Origin of the sequence: Arthrobacter sp. Soil736, assembly GCF_001428005.1 — a bacterium.
Taxonomy (GTDB): domain Bacteria; phylum Actinomycetota; class Actinomycetes; order Actinomycetales; family Micrococcaceae; genus Arthrobacter.
This window is the reverse complement of record NZ_LMSB01000074.1, coordinates 18,877-35,469: the sequence shown is the minus strand read 5'-3', so window position 1 is coordinate 35,469 and position 16,593 is coordinate 18,877. Positions and strand designations below refer to the sequence as shown.

General features: G+C 67.0%; 12 protein-coding genes. 1 reads left to right on the top strand and 11 read right to left on the bottom strand.

Going from position 1 to position 16,593, the window contains the following annotated elements; genetic code table 11:
• Positions 1 to 89: 89 nt before the first annotated feature.
• The 9 genes from ASG92_RS26350 to ASG92_RS26310 all read right to left on the bottom strand — a co-directional run bounded on the left by ASG92_RS26350 (position 90) and on the right by ASG92_RS26310 (position 12,505).
• Entirely contained in the window at positions 90 to 578 is a 489-nt protein-coding gene (locus ASG92_RS26350) for a PTS sugar transporter subunit IIA (protein ID WP_056635849.1), read from the bottom strand.
• A 46-nt stretch (positions 579 to 624) separates the two neighbouring features.
• Positions 625 to 2,376 (bottom strand): glycerol-3-phosphate dehydrogenase/oxidase, encoded by a 1,752-nt coding sequence (locus ASG92_RS26345; RefSeq protein WP_056635846.1) that lies wholly within the window; start codon positions 2,374 to 2,376, stop codon positions 625 to 627.
• 87 nt (positions 2,377 to 2,463) lie between these two features.
• On the bottom strand, positions 2,464 to 3,600 hold the full coding sequence (locus tag ASG92_RS26340; protein WP_056635842.1) for a GuaB3 family IMP dehydrogenase-related protein: 1,137 nt from the start codon (positions 3,598 to 3,600) through the stop codon (positions 2,464 to 2,466).
• A 299-nt stretch (positions 3,601 to 3,899) separates the two neighbouring features.
• Positions 3,900 to 5,753, bottom strand: coding sequence for an ABC transporter ATP-binding protein (locus tag ASG92_RS26335; protein ID WP_056635841.1), 1,854 nt, complete (start codon positions 5,751 to 5,753; stop codon positions 3,900 to 3,902).
• A 140-nt stretch (positions 5,754 to 5,893) separates the two neighbouring features.
• Positions 5,894 to 7,405, bottom strand: coding sequence for an IMP dehydrogenase (guaB, locus tag ASG92_RS26330; protein WP_056635837.1), 1,512 nt, complete (start codon positions 7,403 to 7,405; stop codon positions 5,894 to 5,896).
• A 190-nt stretch (positions 7,406 to 7,595) separates the two neighbouring features.
• On the bottom strand, positions 7,596 to 9,611 hold the full coding sequence (locus ASG92_RS26325; protein ID WP_056635835.1) for an acyltransferase family protein: 2,016 nt from the start codon (positions 9,609 to 9,611) through the stop codon (positions 7,596 to 7,598).
• A 250-nt stretch (positions 9,612 to 9,861) separates the two neighbouring features.
• Positions 9,862 to 11,472 (bottom strand): chaperonin GroEL, encoded by a 1,611-nt coding sequence (gene groL / locus ASG92_RS26320; RefSeq protein ID WP_056635832.1) that lies wholly within the window; start codon positions 11,470 to 11,472, stop codon positions 9,862 to 9,864.
• Between the two features lie 76 nt (positions 11,473 to 11,548).
• Complete coding sequence (gene groES, locus ASG92_RS26315; RefSeq protein WP_056635831.1) at positions 11,549 to 11,845, bottom strand: co-chaperone GroES; 297 nt, start codon at positions 11,843 to 11,845, stop codon at positions 11,549 to 11,551.
• Positions 11,846 to 12,103: 258 nt separating this feature from the next.
• Positions 12,104 to 12,505 carry a hypothetical protein gene (locus ASG92_RS26310; protein ID WP_200952100.1) on the bottom strand — a complete coding sequence of 134 codons (402 nt, stop codon included), beginning with the start codon at positions 12,503 to 12,505 and terminating at the stop codon, positions 12,104 to 12,106.
• 55 nt (positions 12,506 to 12,560) lie between these two features.
• Between ASG92_RS26310 and ASG92_RS26305 the strand changes: the two genes are divergently transcribed.
• Positions 12,561 to 13,802 carry a class I SAM-dependent methyltransferase gene (locus ASG92_RS26305; protein ID WP_056635828.1) on the top strand — a complete coding sequence of 414 codons (1,242 nt, stop codon included), beginning with the start codon at positions 12,561 to 12,563 and terminating at the stop codon, positions 13,800 to 13,802.
• 26 nt (positions 13,803 to 13,828) lie between these two features.
• On the opposite strand, the gene ASG92_RS26300 is transcribed toward ASG92_RS26305, so the two are convergent.
• Both ASG92_RS26300 and ASG92_RS26295 read right to left on the bottom strand, forming a co-directional pair.
• Positions 13,829 to 14,656, bottom strand: a complete 828-nt coding sequence (locus ASG92_RS26300; protein WP_277310833.1) for a shikimate 5-dehydrogenase — start codon at positions 14,654 to 14,656, stop codon at positions 13,829 to 13,831.
• A gap of 82 nt (positions 14,657 to 14,738) precedes the next feature.
• Entirely contained in the window at positions 14,739 to 16,514 is a 1,776-nt protein-coding gene (locus tag ASG92_RS26295; RefSeq protein WP_346763011.1) for a glycoside hydrolase family 3 N-terminal domain-containing protein, read from the bottom strand.
• Positions 16,515 to 16,593 lie beyond the last annotated feature (79 nt).

The following is a 16,593-nucleotide window of genomic DNA, read 5'->3' as shown; positions in this document are numbered from 1 at the left end:
CGTGTAGAACAACGAAACGGCCTGCCTGGAGTGGGGCAGCAGGGTCCCTACGTGGCGACGGAGTCGACACGAAAGGGCCTGTCCCAATCTCAGTGGTCGAAGAACACCAGGCTTGAGTTGATCAGTTCCGCGATGACTTCCGCATCGTAGGCGCGGCGGAGCGATTCCCGGAAGGATTCCTTGGACAGCGACCGGGCCAGGGTGGCCAGCACCTCGAGGTGGTCCGAGAACGAGCTTGCCGGGGTGGCGATGAGCAGAACAACCGTGGCCGGGCCGTCCGAAGCCCCGAAATCGAGCGCCTTTCCATACTTGGTGATGCCGACGGCGATGGAGGTCCGGGAAACAAACTCACTGCGGGCGTGCGGCAGGCCCACACCCCCGGGAAGCCCGGTGGCGAGCTGGTGTTCACGTGCGTTGACGTGCCCCAGGAAGCCCTCGAGGTCCGAGATCCGGCCGGCGTCGTAGAGCCTGCGGGCAAGCTGGGCCGACGCATCCAGCTTGTCCGTTGCGTCCATCTCCAGGATCACCATTTCCGGTGTGGTGAGTTCCGCGTCGTAACGGTCCAGTGGTTCCGCCAAGTGGTGTCCCTTCAGTGAGGCCCGGAATCCGCGGCGGTGTGTGATCTCAGCGCAACGGGACGATGTCTTCCACGCCCAGCCGGGCAGCGTCCGCGGACTCGTCGTCCGGCTGCTGCTGACTGAGCCGTTCGGCTTCCACCCGCGCAAGGTAATGCTTGATTTCGCTTTCCCGCTGCGCATCGCTCCAGCCAAGAATTTCTCCCATAAGCTTAGCGACAACCGGCGCAGCCGACACACCCCGGTCCCACGACTCAATGGAAATGCGGGTCCTGCGGGTCAGGACGTCGTTGACGTGCCGGGCACCTTCGTGGGTCGCCGCGTACACGGCCTCGGCCTGCAGGTAGTCGTCGGCCCCGGGCAGTGGCTCCGCGAGCTCGGGTTTTTCATGGATGAGGGCCAGCACCTCGGACGCCATGGACCCGTAACGGTTCAGCAGGTGCTCAACCCTCGCCACGTGCACGCCGGACTCCTCCGCGGTGCGGTTGCGGCGGTTCCAGGCGGCCTTGAACCCGGTGGCGCCCAGCAGCGGTACGGATTCGGTGCAGCTGGGGGGGACGCGTTCGTCCATGCTGCGGCTGGCTTCATCCACGGCGTCCTTGGCCATGACCCGGTACGTTGTCCACTTGCCTCCGGCCACCACTACAAGCCCCGGCACGGGATGGGCCACGATGTGTTCGCGGGACAGTTTGGCCGTGGAGTCGTTCTCTCCGGCCAGAAGGGGCCGCAGGCCGGCGTAGACGCCCTCGACGTCCTCCCGGGTGAGCGGACGCTTGAGGACCCTGTTCACGTGCTCAAGGAGGTAGTCGATGTCCTTGCTCGATGCCGCCGGGTGGGCCTTGTCCAGGTGCCAGTCCGTGTCCGTCGTGCCGATGATCCAGTGCCGTCCCCACGGGATGACGAACAGGACGGATTTTTCGGTGCGCAGGATGAGGCCCACGGTTGACTGGAAGCGGTCCCGGGGCACCACCAGGTGGATCCCCTTGGAGGCACGGACCTTGAGCTGGCCGCGCTCGGTCACCATGGCCTGGGTCTCGTCCGTCCAGACGCCCGTGGCGTTGATCACCTGCTTGGCCCTGATGTTGAACGTGGAGCCGTCCTCATGGTTGACCACCTTGGCCCCCACAACGCGCTCCCCCTCGCGGAGGAAGTCCACCACGGCCACTCGATTGACGGCGTGGGCCCCGTAATAGGCGGCCGTGCGGATGAGGTTGGCCACGTACTTGGCGTCGTCCACCTGGCCGTCGTAGTAGCGGATGGAGCCCACGAAGGCGTCGTCCTTCAGGCTTGGCGCCGCCCGCAGTGTGCCGCGCCGGGTCAGGTGCTTGTGGAAGGGCACGCCGCGCTTGTGGCCGCCGGAGATGGACATGATGTCGTACAACGCGATGCCCGCCCCGATGTAGGGGCGTTCCAGGAACGGCTTGGTCAGCGGATAGAGGAACGGCACGGGCCGCGCCAGGTGCGGCGCAATTTCAGAAAGGAGCAAGCCGCGTTCGTGCAGCGCCTCCTTCACGAGCCCGAAGTCAAGCATTTCGAGGTAGCGGAGGCCTCCGTGAATCAGCTTGGAGGAGCGCGACGACGTCCCCGCCGCCCAGTCGCTTGCCTCCACGATGCCCACGTTCAGGCCGCGGGTCACGGCGTCGAGGGCCGCGCCGGTCCCCACGATCCCGCCGCCGACGACGAGGATGTCCAGTTCCTTGCCTGGCTCCGTGGTGGCCTTGAGCGCCGCGAGCGAAGCCTCCCGTGCCTCGGGGCCCAACGCTCCCTTGTTCGCCTCTGCACCTGCAGCAAAACCGGTCATGACAGGCCTCCATCCTCGCCGACGTTGTAGTTCCTTAGACTACTTCCAACGTCCGCGGATGGGCAGGGTGCGTCAGCGGCGCAAGGGTCAGTTGCCCGCGTAGGGCGACACCACGACGTCGACCCGCTGGAATGCCTTCAGGTCGGAGTAGCCGGTGGTGGCCATGGAGCGCCGCAGCGCACCGATGAGGTTGGAGGTGCCGTTGGTGTGGTGTCCGGGGCCGAAGAGCACTTCCTCCAGCGGGCCCACGGTGCCGACATTGACCCTGTCGCCGCGGGGAAGCTCCAGGTGGTGAGCCTCCTGGCCCCAGTGCCAGCCCTTGCCCGGCGCCTCTTCGGCCCGAGCCAGGGCGCTGCCGAGCATGACGGCGTCGGCTCCCATGGCGATGGCCTTGACGATGTCGCCCGAGGCGCCCATGCCGCCGTCGGCAATCACATGCACGTAGCGTCCGCCGGACTCGTCCATGTAGTCGCGGCGGGCGGCGGCGACGTCGGAAATGGCGGACGCCATGGGCGAGTGGATGCCCAGCGCCCGGCGTGTGGTGGTGGTGGCGCCGCCGCCGAAGCCGACCAGCACGCCGGCCGCGCCGGTGCGCATCAGGTGCAGCGCCGGAGTGTAGCCGGCGGCGCCGCCCACGATGACGGGGACGTCGAGTTCATAGATGAACTGCTTCAGGTTCAGCGGTTCGTGGTCTTTCGAAACGTGCTCAGCGGAGACGGTGGTTCCGCGGATCACGAAGATGTCGACGCCGGCCGCCAGCACGGTCTTGTAGTGCTCCTGGGTGCGCTGCGGAGTGAGGGAACCTGCCACGGTGACGCCCGCGGCCCGGATTTCCGCGAGGCGGGAGGTGATCAGGTCCGGCTGGATGGGCGCCTGGTAGAGCTCCTGCATCCGGCGGGTGACTGCGGGGCTGTTGGTCTCGTCCTCAAGCGCGGCGATCTGGTCCAGCACGGACTGCGGATCCTCATACCGGGTCCAGAGGCCCTCGAGGTCAAGGACGCCGAGTCCGCCGAGGCGCCCCAGCGCGATGGCGGTCGCGGGCGACATGGCCGAATCCATTGGTGCGGCAATGACGGGCATGTCGAACTTGTAGGCATCGATCTGCCACGAGACGGAGACGTCCTTGGGGTCACGCGTACGACGGTTGGGGACGATCGCGATGTCATCCAGGGAGTAGGCACGACGCCCACGCTTGCCACGGCCAATCTCAATCTCGTAAGTCACGTGACCACTTTACTTGACCTTGCGGGTTGCGGCCGATGACGGCCAGGCGGGGCAGGCAGGAACTGACAGTCCACACTCTCTTGACCGCTTTTGTCAATGGTTTACAGAACCTGAAAATAGACCTAAGTTAGCTCTCGGTTACCGGCTGACACGCCAGGTGGCCTCTTTTCACTCCACCCAACTTCGGGCTCCCCTGTGCCCGATGCGAGAAAGCAGCCTGGGACGTTGCCACGGGAACCGGCGTTACCGTGGCCGTGATCGACACGGGGATCACCGCGCACCCGCTCCGGAAGCCGCCGTCAGACTCCCTCGTCCACGCTTAGCTGGGATTCGAACATCCTGAAGTAGCGGCCACGCAGAGCCACGAGCTCCTTGTGCGTGCCCTGTTCGACTACCCTTCCGTCCTCCAGCATGTACACGATGTCGGCCTTCTCGATCGTCGCGAGGCGGTGGCTGATGGCGATGATGGTGCTGCTCCGGTCGGCGAAAAGCCGGCTGAAGATCCGGTGCTCGGCGAGGGCGTCAATGGCGGAGGTGGGCTCGTCCATCACCATGAAGGACGCGTTCCGGTAGAAGTTCCGGGCCATGGCCAGCCGCTGCCACTGGCCGCCCGACAGTCCGCTGCCCTTGCGTCCGCGCGGGTCCTCCATCCAGTTGCTCACATGGTTGTCCAGGCCGTTGGGCAGCTTGTTGATGAAGTCCAGCGCCTCGGCGTCCGCGGCCGCCGTGCGGATACGGCCGTCGTCCCGCGGGGCGTCGACATCGCCGAAGAAGATGTTTTCCGCGGCGGTGGCGAACTCGTACTTCAGGAATTCCTGGCTCAGCACCGCCAGGTGGCGGTGCCAGGAAGTCACGTCGACGGCGGCGAGGTCCACGCCGTCGAGCATCACCTGTCCCGAATCGGGCCGGTACAGCCCGGCGAGGATCCGGATCAGGGTGGACTTGCCGGCACCGTTCTCCCCCACGATCGCGATGTGCTGACCTTCCCGGATGGTCAGCGAAATGCCCTTAATGACCTCCAGTTCGCTGCCCGTGTACGTGAAGCGGATATCGCGCAGCTCGACCGTTCTCGGCGCCCCCAGGACGGGCGGCGAATGGTCGGAGTGCACCGGCAGCGCCATGAACAGCTCGTAGTCCTTGAGGTTCGCGAGGTCCTCGTCGATGGAGCTCAGCGAGGAGACGAGGTTGTTGGCGGTGGACAGGGCACGGCTGACGATCTGCTGCACATAGAGGAACTGGCCCACCGGCTGGGCGCGCGCGATAATCTGTCCCACCACCCAGATCAGTGACACGACTTCCGCGCCGTATTGCAGGGCGTCCGCCGCGAGCTGCTTGGGAATGTAGCGCTTCTGGAAGTCGAGCCTGCGCCGCTCGTCGGCCTCGCGCAGCCTCGAACGTAACTCCATGAGGTATCCGACGATCCCGTACAGCCGCATTTCAGCGATGTGCTGGGGCCGGAGCAGGTTGGTTTCGATCATGCGGCGCTGGCGGCGTGAGTCCACCTGGGTGTTCCAGTGGGCAATCTGCTCGCGGGAGAGCTTGAACTGCAGGTAGACGCTCGGCACGATCGCCACCAGCACGATCACGGCGATCCACCAGCTCACGAGCAGGAGCGCGCCGATGGCCAGGATGACCGAGACCAGCTGCGTGAAGATTGCGGCGATCCGGTCCAGGACCCTGGCGTAGGAGTCGGAGAATCGCTTGGCGCGGTCGTAAAGGTCGACAGTTTCCTTGTCGTCGTAGCGCCAGAACTCCAGGGCGAGGAACCGCTCATACATGAGGTCACCGACGATGGCGCCCACCTTGAAGCTCATCAGCTGCTGGATGTAGCGGTCCACGCTGCTGAATCCGCCCCAGAAAAGGCCGAGGGCAGCCGTGATGATGACATAGACAATCGCCTGCTGGCCCGCAGCGGCGTCGCCCGTGTAGGCCGCGGCCAACGCCGTGGTGGTGAGCGCGGCGAAGTACGTGGTGACGAGCGGCAGCAGCGCCGAGATCAGCGAGCCGGCCACCTTCATGACCACAGCCCCGGGCGAGGCCCGGAAACTGACCCTGAGCACCTGCGCCACGGCTCGGGCGTAGGGCTTCAGGGCGAGCCGCCGCTGGGGTTCCTTTTTCGGATTCAGCTCGGCTGGGTGCCGTGGTTGGGACATGGATTCAGCCTAGTCCTGCACGGGGCGCCGCTGATTGAGCTTGTCGAAATCCAGGTTTCACTCCCCACCCGCTCCCTAACCTCGCAAGCTCGGTCAGGGAACCTGGCGGTCGTGGCCCCAAGCTCAACCAGCGGTGGTGCTTAGCGTGAACCGTAGTTCGGGGCCTCGACCGTCATCTGGATGTCGTGCGGGTGCGATTCCTTGAGCCCGGCCGGGGTGATCCGCACGAACTTGCCGCGGGACTTCAGCTCGGCGATGGTCGGCGAGCCGACGTAGAACATGGTCTGGCGCAGTCCGCCCACCAGCTGGTATGCGACGGAGGCGAGCGGCCCACGGTAGGCCACGCGGCCTTCGATGCCTTCCGGGATGAGCTTGTCATCGCCGGAGACGTCGGCCTGGAAGTAGCGGTCCTTGGAGTAGGACGTGTTCTTGCCGCGGGACTGCATGGCGCCCAGCGAGCCCATGCCGCGGTAGCTCTTGAACTGCTTGCCGTTGACGAAGATCAGCTCGCCCGGGGACTCGTCACAGCCGGCCAGCAGCGACCCGAGCATGACGGTGTCGGCGCCGGCGACCAGCGCCTTGCCGATGTCGCCCGAGTACTGGAGGCCGCCGTCGGCGATCAGCGGAACGCCGGCCGGGATGGCCGCCTTGGCGGACTCGTAGATGGCGGTGATCTGGGGAACGCCCACACCGGCCACCACACGGGTGGTGCAGATCGATCCCGGGCCCACGCCCACCTTGATGCCGTCGGCGCCGGCGTCAATCAGGGCCTGCGCGCCCTCGCGGGTGGCGGCCTGGCCGCCGATGATGTCCACGTGCGCCGCGACGGGATCGGACTTCAGGCGGCGGATCATGTCCAGCACGCCCTGGGAGTGTCCGTTGGCGGTGTCCACGAACAGTGCGTCAACGCCGGCGTCCACGAGCTTCATGGCGCGTTCCCAGCCGTCACCAAAGAAACCGATGGCGGCGCCGACGCGCAGCCTGCCTTCGTCGTCCTTCGTGGCGAGCGGGTACTGCTCGGCCTTGGTGAAGTCCTTCGTGGTGATGAGGCCCTTGAGCCGGCCCTGCTCGTCCACGAGCGGCAGCTTCTCGATCTTGTTGGTGGCCAGCTTGTGGGAGGCCTCTTCGCGGCTGATCCCGACGTGGCCGGTGACGAGCGGCATCTTGGTCATGACGTCGCTGACCAGGCGGAGGGGGAAGTCCGATTCCGGCACGAAGCGGGTGTCCCTGTTGGTCACGATGCCCAGGAGCCGGTTGCCTTCGTCGACGACGGGAAGTCCGGACACCCGGTACTGCGCACAGAGCTCGTCGAGTTCCTGCAGCGTGGCCTCGGGACGGATGGTGAGCGGGTTGGTGATCATGCCGGATTCGCTGCGCTTGACGCGGTCCACCTGGTCGGCCTGGTCATCGATGGCGAGGTTGCGGTGCACGACGCCCAGGCCGCCCTGCCGGGCCATGGCGATCGCCATACGGGACTCGGTGACGGTGTCCATGGCGGCAGAGAGCAGCGGCGTCTGGACGGTGATCCGCTTGGAGATCCGGGAGGACGTGTCGGCGTCGGACGGGATGACGTCCGTGTGGCCGGGAAGCAGCAGGACGTCGTCGTACGTCAGGCCGACGAAGCCGAAGGGGTCATGTTCGGGCTGGGTCATGAGTGCGCCTCTTACCTTGGTTATGGGTTCACGGGTAGGGGTTGCAACTGATGACCAGCCCGTCATTACGGGACTGGCCTGTGCAGAAGTATTGAATAAATTCTAGAACCTCCGCGGCGATCCCCATATTCCGGAACCGCAATGTGAGCAATGGCACGCGGGTCCGGCGGCCGCCGTGGCCACGTTGCCGCTATTTCCAGCCCGTGGTGGCGAGGAGGCGCTTTTCGAACATCGGGATCATCGACTGCACATACGTCTTCGTGAGGTGGTTGTCGTCCTTGTAGACGTACACATTGCCCACCACCGCCGGGCAGATGCCGCTGGAGCAGATGAAGTCGCTCATGTCCATCAGGTGCAGGCCGTCCACCCTGCCCCTGTAAGCGTCCAGCGGCGATGTGTCCGCGAGGGACTCGCCCAGCGGCGCGTTGCACTCCGGTGCCTCGGCGCCGTGCTTCTGGACGCATTCGGGCATGTTGATGCTGAAGCGCGGGTTGTCGCGGATTCCCACGACATCCATGCCCGCTTCGGTGAACGGCCGGATGCCGTCGAGGTATCCGGGCACTTCGGTCTCGAAGGGCGCTTCCTTGTGCGTCAGGGACGCCACCGTAAACACGGCATCGGGCTTGTGCTCCATCACGTAGGCCGCGCTGGCCTTGTTGAAGGCGTTGCAGTCGGCGTCGCGCTCCGGCGATTCGGCACCGAACCGGCAGTTGCCTTTCAGCAGCGTCACCACTTCCCAGCCGTGTGCCTTGGCGATAGGGCCGAGTGCGGCCATGTACTGCTGGGCGTGGGAGTCGCCGAGCACCACAATGCGCTTCCTCACTTTGTCCGGCCTGCTGTTCTGCAGGCACCCGCTGAGCAGCGGGTCGCTGGGTACGTTGCCGTCCGTGCACAGTCCGTCGATGTCCGCCCACTCGTTCTTCATGGCGGCAGGTGCCGGAATCACGGTGGCCTCGGGAGTGGGCTTGCCGGCGTTTTCCGGCGCCAGCGCGGCCGCACCCGGCGTCAGCTCCCGCGGCTGCGCGGCGGCCGCCGCTTCGTCCGCGGTCAGGCGCGTCTGCCAGACGGCAACGGGACCGGCCAGCAGGGCACCGCAGGCAACAATCACGACGGCGGTGCGCCAGGCCCGCAGCTGCGGCCAGTGCCATTCACGCAGCGGTTTTTCCACGAAGCGGGTGGTCAGCACGGCCAGCACCACCGAGGCGGCCACGATCGCCAGGCCCTGGACGAGGTTGGGGGCGACGATTCCGGTGCCGGCCAGCGCAAATACCAGGATTGGCCAATGCCACAGGTACAAGGCGTAGGAGTTGTCCCCGAGTGCCACCAGGGGCTTCGAGCTCAGGAGACGGTCCACGCCGTACCGGCTGCCGCTCTGGCCGGCAACGATGATGGCCGCCGCCGCCAGTGTGGGCCACAGCGCAATGAAGCCGGGGAAGGACCGGTCGACCGTGAGCACCAGGCCGCAGGAGATCATGGCCGCAAGCCCCGCCCATCCCAGCACCACGCGGAGGGCCTTGCCGGGCTTCACATAGGGCAGCGACAGCGCCAGAAGGGATCCCAGTGCGAACTCCCAGAGCCGGGTCCGGGTGTCAAAGTATGCGTAGGCCTGGTTCGTGGCGGTCTGGTCGACCGAGAAGATGAGTGAGGCGATGAAGATGCCGCTGAAGGCGACCATCAGGACCAGCCGGTAACTGACGTTCCGGCTGCGCTGCAAAATCCGCCACACCAGGCCGGCGCCGGCGAAGATGAGGGGCCAGAGAATGAAGACCTGGCCCTGGATGGACAAGGACCAGAAGTGCTGCAGCGGACTGGCCCCGGCGTGGTCCTGGGCGTAGTAGTCCACGGCGGTTTCCGCCAGCAGCCAGTTCTGCCGGTAGAGCAGGGAGGCCCAGGCCTCATTGAGGACGTCGGGCCAGCGGCTCTGCGGGATGACCAGCCAGGTGCCCGCAAGAACGCCAAGGATCACCACAACGGCAGCGGGAATCAGCCGTTTGAAGAGGTGCAGCCAGTGGCTCACCAGGCGAAGCGGCTTGCCGCTCTCCACTTTCCGCACGAACGACAGGGTCAGCAGGAACGCTGAAATCAGCAGGAAGATGTCCACCCCGCCGGAGACGCGGCCGAGCCACACGTGGTACGTGACCACCATGAGCACGGCCAGGGCGCGGAGGCCCTGGACCTCGGGGCGGTACCCCGCCTTGGCCTTCACCCGGGCAGCCCGCGTTTCCCGGTGTGACTCGTGATCCGGTTCCTGGTGCGGCGGGTCCGTCGTTCTCGCTGCTGACACAACAACCTTTCCAAAGCGGCGGCACAAAGCACCTATGTTACCGATTCGTGATCTTCCAGACCAATCGGCGGCTCCGCGCGTCGCTCCCTGCGGGCCTCTTCGGACAAGAAAAAAGGGGCCGGCCCAGCAGCAGCTGGACCGGCCCCTCACGAGGCAGGAGTGAGGCTACAGCCTAGTGGCTGTGGCCCGCGTGCTCTTGTTCCTCGGCAGGCTTCTCCACCACGAGGGTCTCGGTGGTGAGAACCAGCGCGGCGATGGAGGCCGCGTTGCGCAGGGCCGCCCGGGTGACCTTGACGGGGTCGATGACGCCCGCCGCGATCAGGTCCACGTACTCGCCGGACTTGGCGTTGAAGCCGCCGTTGGTGTCCTGCTCGGCAACCTTGGCAGCTACCACGAAGCCGTCGAAACCGGCGTTCTGGGCGATCCAGCGCAGCGGCTGGACCAGTGCGCGGCGGACGATGCCGACAGCAGCTGCTGCGTCACCTTCGAGCGCGGTGACGGCGGGATCCTCGTCCAGTGCCTTCAGGGCGTGGATGAGGGCGGAACCGCCACCGGCAACGATGCCTTCTTCGAGGGCAGCGCGGGTGGAGGACACTGCGTCCTCGATGCGGTGCTTCTTTTCCTTCAGCTCAACCTCGGTGGCTGCGCCGACCTTGATCACGCCGATGCCGCCGGCCAGCTTGGCCAGGCGTTCCTGGAGCTTTTCCTTGTCCCAGTCGGAGTCCGTGCGCGTCAGCTCGGCGCGCAGCTGGGCGACGCGTGCAGCGACGTCCTCGGCCGAGCCCGCACCGTCAACGATGGTGGTGCTGTCCTTGGTGACCGTGATGCGGCGGGCAGTGCCCAGCACCTCGAGGCCGACGGAGTCCAGGCTCAGGCCAAGTTCCGGGGAAACAACCTGCGCACCCGTCAGGGTGGCGATGTCCTGCAGCATGGCCTTGCGGCGGTCGCCGAAGCCCGGAGCCTTGACGGCAACCACGTTCAGGGTGCCGCGGATGCGGTTGACGATCAGCGTGGACAGGGCCTCGCCCTCGACGTCCTCGGCAATGATGAACAGCGGCTTGGAGCTCTGCAGTGCCTTCTCCAGCAGCGGCAGGAATTCCTGGACCGAGGAGATCTTGCCCTGGTTGATCAGGATGAGGGCGTCCTCGAGCACGGCTTCCTGGCGTTCCGCGTCAGTGACGAAGTACGGGGACAGGTAGCCCTTGTCGAACTGCATGCCCTCGGTGAGGACCAGCTCGGTCTGCGTGGTGGAGGATTCCTCAATGGTGATCACACCATCCTTGCCGACCTTGCCGAAGGCCTCGGCCAGGAGCTCGCCGATCTCATCGCTCTGGGCCGAGATGGCCGCAACGTTGGCAACCTGGCTGCCCTCAACGGGACGGGCGTTCTCGAGCAGGCGGGCTGCGACGGCCTCGACAGCGACCTCGATGCCGCGCTTGATCTGGCCCGGGGCGGCGCCGGCAGCAACGTTGCGCAGGCCTTCCTTGACCAGGGCCTGTGCGAGCACGGTTGCGGTGGTGGTGCCGTCACCGGCGACGTCGTTCGTCTTGGTGGCTACTTCCTTGGCCAGCTGGGCACCAAGGTTCTCGTACGGGTCGTCCAGCTCGATTTCCCGGGCGATGGTCACGCCATCGTTGGTGATTGTGGGTGCGCCCCACTTCTTGTCCAGCACGACGTTGCGGCCGCGCGGGCCGAGCGTCACCTTGACCGTGTTGGCGAGCTTGTCGATGCCGGCTTCAAGAGACCGGCGGGCAGCGTCGTTGAACGCAAGCTGCTTTGCCATGGTTATGTCCTTTCAAGACAGAAACCCCGCGCAGCTGACCTGTCAACGACGGATCGGCTGCGCGGGGGTCCAAGAGTTACTTAACGACGATCGCCAGAACGTCGCGGGCAGACAGCACGAGGTACTCGGTGCCACCGGTCTTGACTTCGGTTCCGCCGTACTTGGAGTAGATAACGACGTCGCCGATGGCTACGTCGATCGGAACGCGGTTGCCGTTGTCATCGAAGCGGCCTGGGCCTACTGCAACAACTTCGCCTTCCTGGGGCTTCTCCTGCGCGGAGTCCGGGATGACCAGGCCGGAGGCCGTGGTCTGCTCGGCTTCGAGCGGGCGGACAACAATACGATCCTCAAGAGGCTTAATAGAGACCGACACTCGGACCTCTCCTTTTCGTCAGCAAATTCATGGACAGTAAAACTGTGCCGAGGCGGCAGACCGTCGTCGCGGTGCCGGCAGCAGCCAGGCTGGCAGTTCTTCGTGTGTTAGCACCCTCCTAGGGAGAGTGCTAATGAAGACTCTATGTAAGGGGTTAGCACTCGGTCAAGGTGAGTGCCAGAATTTCATCCGCGGTGAACAGCGGCGGGACGCCGTCAGGCGCCTCCCGGGACGCCGTCAGGGGCCGCCCGGCAGCCGTCAGCGGCCGGCGAGGTCGTCGAACCCCAGGTCCTCTTCGTCTTCGCCGTCCGTCGCCGGCGCGTTTTTCCGCTGAAGGAACAGCACGACGGCGGCGGCAGCAGCCGTCAGCGCGGAGACAATCAGGAACACCACGCCGCCGACACGCGCGCCGGAGTACAGGTCCCGGATCTGCCGGGCTTCATCGGTCGCGTCACTGATGTTCTTGCCGCCCACCGAATAGACGGTGGCGTTGAAGGAGTCGAGGAGGAAGATGATCACCAGCAGGACGATGCAGACGACGGCGGCAACAGCGCCGGCGATCAGGGCCGGCCGCGCGTACCGGACCACTCGCGCATGCCGGATCAGATCGGTGCGGCTGCGGTCGGGCTGGTCAGGACTGGGCGTTGCGCTGGATTCCATTCAGACCACCCTATCGGCAACAGCGCCGGCGGGCCCCTCCACTAGGCTTGACTGCATGTCTGAAGCACCGCAGGACCAGATCGCCCATCTCCTCACCGAGGAAGGATGGGAGCTCCTGGCGTCGCTGGGGCCGTACCGGGAGGACCAGTCCTTCGCGCTCAACTCCAGCCTCCGCAAGGCGGGGCACTCCCCCGAGCTCGTGTCCGCGGTGCTGACCCAGTCCCGTCTGCGCACCAAAGCCGAGGCCAAGTTCGGCGAGTTCGCCCGGCAGATGCTGTTCACCCAGGCGGGCCTTGAGCAGGCCACGCGGCTCACCGTCGCGGCCCGGCACGCCCAGCGCTTCGCCGAGGCGGGCGTCCGGCACGTGGCCGACCTCGGCTGCGGCCTCGGCGCGGATTCCATGGCACTGGCATCCCTCGATATTGCGGTGACGGCCGTGGAGGTCGACGAGACCACCGCCGCCTGCGCCACCATCAACCTCATTCCTTTCCCGCACGCTACCGTGGTGCACTCGGACGCGACGTCGGTTCCCCTCGGTGACGAGGACGGCGTCTGGCTGGATCCCGCCCGGCGCACCACCTCCACCTCCGGAACCACAAGGATCTGGGACCCCGAGGCCTTTTCGCCTCCGTTGTCCTTCGCGGAGTCGCTCGCCGCATCCGGGCGCGCCGTCGGCGTCAAGATGGGGCCCGGCATGCCCCACGACTCCGTGCCCCAAGGCTGCGAAGCGCAGTGGGTGTCGGTGGGCGGCGACGTCACCGAGGTCGCGCTCTGGTTCAACGCCGTGGCGCGCCCCGGCATCCGGCGGGCAGCGCTGGTCATCGGGCCGCAGGGCGCGGCCGAGCTCACCAGCAAAGAAGGGTTCGACGCCGGGCCGGTGCCTCCCGTGGGCCCCGTGGAGGGCTACCTGTACGAACCGGACGGCGCCGTGATCCGGGCCGGCCTCGTGGCCGACCTGGCCCTCCAACTGGGCGGCCATCTGGTTGACGAGCACATCGCCTACATCTGCGCCCCGAACCTCGCGGACACGCCCTTCGCGCGGGCCTACAAGGTCCGGGAGGTCATGCCCTACAACGTCAAGGCGCTCAAGGCCTGGGTGAAGCAGAACGGCATCGGCGTGCTGGACATCAAGAAGCGGGGCACCTCCGTCACTCCGGAGGAGCTGCGGAAGCAGCTGCTGCCCGGTTCAAAGTCCGGCGGGAAGTCCGGCGGGAAAAGCGCCGGAAAGAAAACAGCCACCCTGGTCCTCACCCGGATCGGGGAGGAGAGGGTGGCCGTCTCGGTTGAGCCGCTGTAGCCGGCAGCCGGCCGTCCGCCGCTGAACTACTGCGCGCGAACGAACGCTTCGGCGTCCCGCACCTGCTGGTCGGTGGGGCGGTTGCCGGTGTACAGCACAAACTGCTCCAGCGCCTGGATGGTGGCGACCTCCGCGCCGGTAATGACCTTCTTTCCGGCCGCCCGCGCCGCCGTGATGAGCGGCGTCTCGGGAGGCAGGGCGACGACGTCGAACACCACCTTGGCGGCGTGGATGGCCTCAGCGGGGAAAGACAGTGATTCGGCGTCCGGTCCCCCGGCCATGCCAACCGGCGTGACGTTGATGATCATGTCCGCCGTGGCGTCCGGTCCGGTGCCAAGGTCCGCGCGCCAGGCAAAACCGTAAAGGTCGGCGAGCGCACGGCCGGCGGCCTCGTTCCGGGCGATGATGGTGACGTCCTTGAAGCCCGCGTCGCGCAGCGCCGCCGCCGTGGCCTTGGCCATTCCGCCGGCACCCTTGAGCAGCACGGAGAACCCGGCCGGCACTGCGTTGCGTTCGAGCAGTTGCTCAATCGCCGTGTAGTCGGTGTTGTAGGCGGTCAGCTGGCCGGCGTCGTTGACGATGGTGTTGACCGAATCGATGGCCTTGGCCGACGGGTCCATGACGTCCACGAGGGCGATCACGTCTTCCTTGTACGGCATGGAAACGGCGCAGCCCCGGATCCCCAGGCCGCGGACCCCGGCGATCGCCTGGGCCAGGTCGGTGGGCGCAAAGGCCTTGTAGATCCAGTTCAGGCCCAGCTGGTCGTAGAGGTAGTTGTGGAAGCGCGTCCCGTTGTTGCTCGGCCGGGCCGAGAGGGAGATGCACAGGGTCATGTCTTTGTTCAGAATCGGCACCCCTCCATTAAACGGCCCTGCCGCGGTGCGACCACCCCGCCGGGCCGTGCGGATGCGGATTCCCACTTTTGTGACACGGACGTCAGCGGCAGCCGGAACCCGGGCGGTAGGTTCCGACGGCGGCCGGCAGCTTTCCGGTGGCGGCGGCCTTGCCCGCCAGGACGGCCAGGAGCGCCCTGAACGCGCCGGGCGTCCGGCCGTACAGGGCGATCTTGGTGGGCGCCGCGGAACGGGCCAGCGGCCACGGCGCATCCAGGGCCACGGCAATGTCGCCGCCCGCGGGAGCCCCGCCGTATCCGATGAGGGTGACCAGCGGCCCCGCTCCCAGCGTGACCCCCTGAGCCTTGGCGGCAGCGGCAAAGCGGGCCCTGTCCCCCGCTGTGCCTCCGTCCACCCGGACGCGGCCCGCTATGTGCGGCCCCCTGCACCGCCCGGCAAGAACCGTGACGGCCCGGGCGGAGACCCTGGCGGACACGGTCTCGCCGCTGCCCGGAGCCGCAGGAGGGTATTGCGGCTTCGTGCGCCCCCGCCAGATCATCATCGTGACCACACGCCGCGCGGCCTCATCCAGGCGAGGCAGCGGAAGCGTTCCCGCTCCAACGGCTTTGACGATGGCCGAGTGTGCTGCGTTCGCATCCACGGGCATCAGCAGCAGATCGGCACCGGCGGCCAGCGCTGCCGGGGCCGCGGAGTCGTGCGGGTACCGGCCGCTCACGGCGCCCATGTTCAGTGCGTCAGTGACGGCCACTCCCTTGAACCCCATACCCCGCAGGGCTGCGTAGGTGGCTTTCGAGATCGACGCCGGCACGCCCGGCTCCAGGGCCGGAACTGCGATGTGTCCGGTCATGATCATCGGGGACCCAGCGGCCACAGCTGCCTGGAAGGGCTTCCAGTCCCTGGCCTTCAACTGGGCCACCGTGGCCTTCTGGACCGGCATGTCCTTATGGGAATCGGCCGTCACCGAGCCGTGCCCCGGAAAGTGCTTGGCGACGGGCAGCACACCGGCCGCCAGCATGCCCTTGGAGAAGCCGACGCTCAGGTTTCCCGCCGCGCGGGGGTCTGCGGACATGGACCGGGACCCGATGGTGGGGTCAGCAGGACCGATCGTGGCATCGGCGTCGGGAGCGAAGTCCACCGTGAAGCCGAGGGCCGCGAGTTCGGCCGCCAGCCCGGTGCCTGCCTGGGCTGCCAGGGGAATGCTCCCGGCCGCGCCGTAGCTCATGGGGGACGGCCAGCCGGTGAGCGGAGCACCCACCCGGGACACCACTCCCCCTTCCTGGTCCACGCCAATCAGGCCGGGCCAGGTGCGTCCGCCGGACCGCGCAGCCGAGTCCAGCCGGCGGGTCACGGCGGTCAGCGCCGGCACGTCGACCAGCCCGTCGGGAGTCCCCGGCACGTTGTCGCCCATGATCATTGATCCGGCGAGATGAAGCCGCTCAACCGTGGCCGCCTGGGTCCTGTGGTCGAGGCCGGCATAGGACGGCAGGAGCACCTGCCCGGCTTTCTCGCTCAGCGTCATCCCCGCGACGGCGGCGCCGGCCGCGTCGAGGTCCTGCTGCTGCGGACCCCAGCCCAGCGGCGTCGCTCCCTGTTTCCCGTCCGCATTCTTCGGTGCGGAGGAAGCGGGAGCCGGCGCGGCCGCCGTCGGGGATTGTCCCTGCTCCGGCGCAGCAGGGGTCTCCGGAGCAGCCGCGCTCGAGGGAGGCGACGGTGGCGGGGCCGTGCAGGACGTCAGGGCCAGCAGCGCGGCGAGGGCTGCCGCCGTCCGGGCGGGCCTGCAGCGGGTGGGCCCCTTATTGGTGTGGTGGGGAAAGGTGGTCTTGTGAAAACTGTCACGCGCGCTCTGTAACCAAGCCATCATCTCGATGCTACCCCTGCACTAGACTTGAAAGACCGTTCCCCTGCCAGCCGTTCTGCCAGAAACGGCCATCACGGGA

Bases quoted from the DNA above. Each gene is read 5' to 3' on its own strand.
- ASG92_RS26345 (WP_056635846.1), bottom strand. From the start codon at position 2,376: ATGACCGGTTTTGCTGCAGGTGCAGAGGCGAACAAGGGAGCGTTGGGC.
- guaB (WP_056635837.1), bottom strand. From the start codon at position 7,405: ATGACCCAGCCCGAACATGACCCCTTCGGCTTCGTCGGCCTGACGTAC.
- ASG92_RS26295 (WP_346763011.1), bottom strand. From the start codon at position 16,514: ATGGCTTGGTTACAGAGCGCGCGTGACAGTTTTCACAAGACCACCTTT.
- ASG92_RS26305 (WP_056635828.1), top strand. From the start codon at position 12,561: ATGTCTGAAGCACCGCAGGACCAGATCGCCCATCTCCTCACCGAGGAA.
- groL (WP_056635832.1), bottom strand. From the start codon at position 11,472: ATGGCAAAGCAGCTTGCGTTCAACGACGCTGCCCGCCGGTCTCTTGAA.
- ASG92_RS26310 (WP_200952100.1), bottom strand. From the start codon at position 12,505: ATGGAATCCAGCGCAACGCCCAGTCCTGACCAGCCCGACCGCAGCCGC.
- ASG92_RS26335 (WP_056635841.1), bottom strand. From the start codon at position 5,753: ATGTCCCAACCACGGCACCCAGCCGAGCTGAATCCGAAAAAGGAACCC.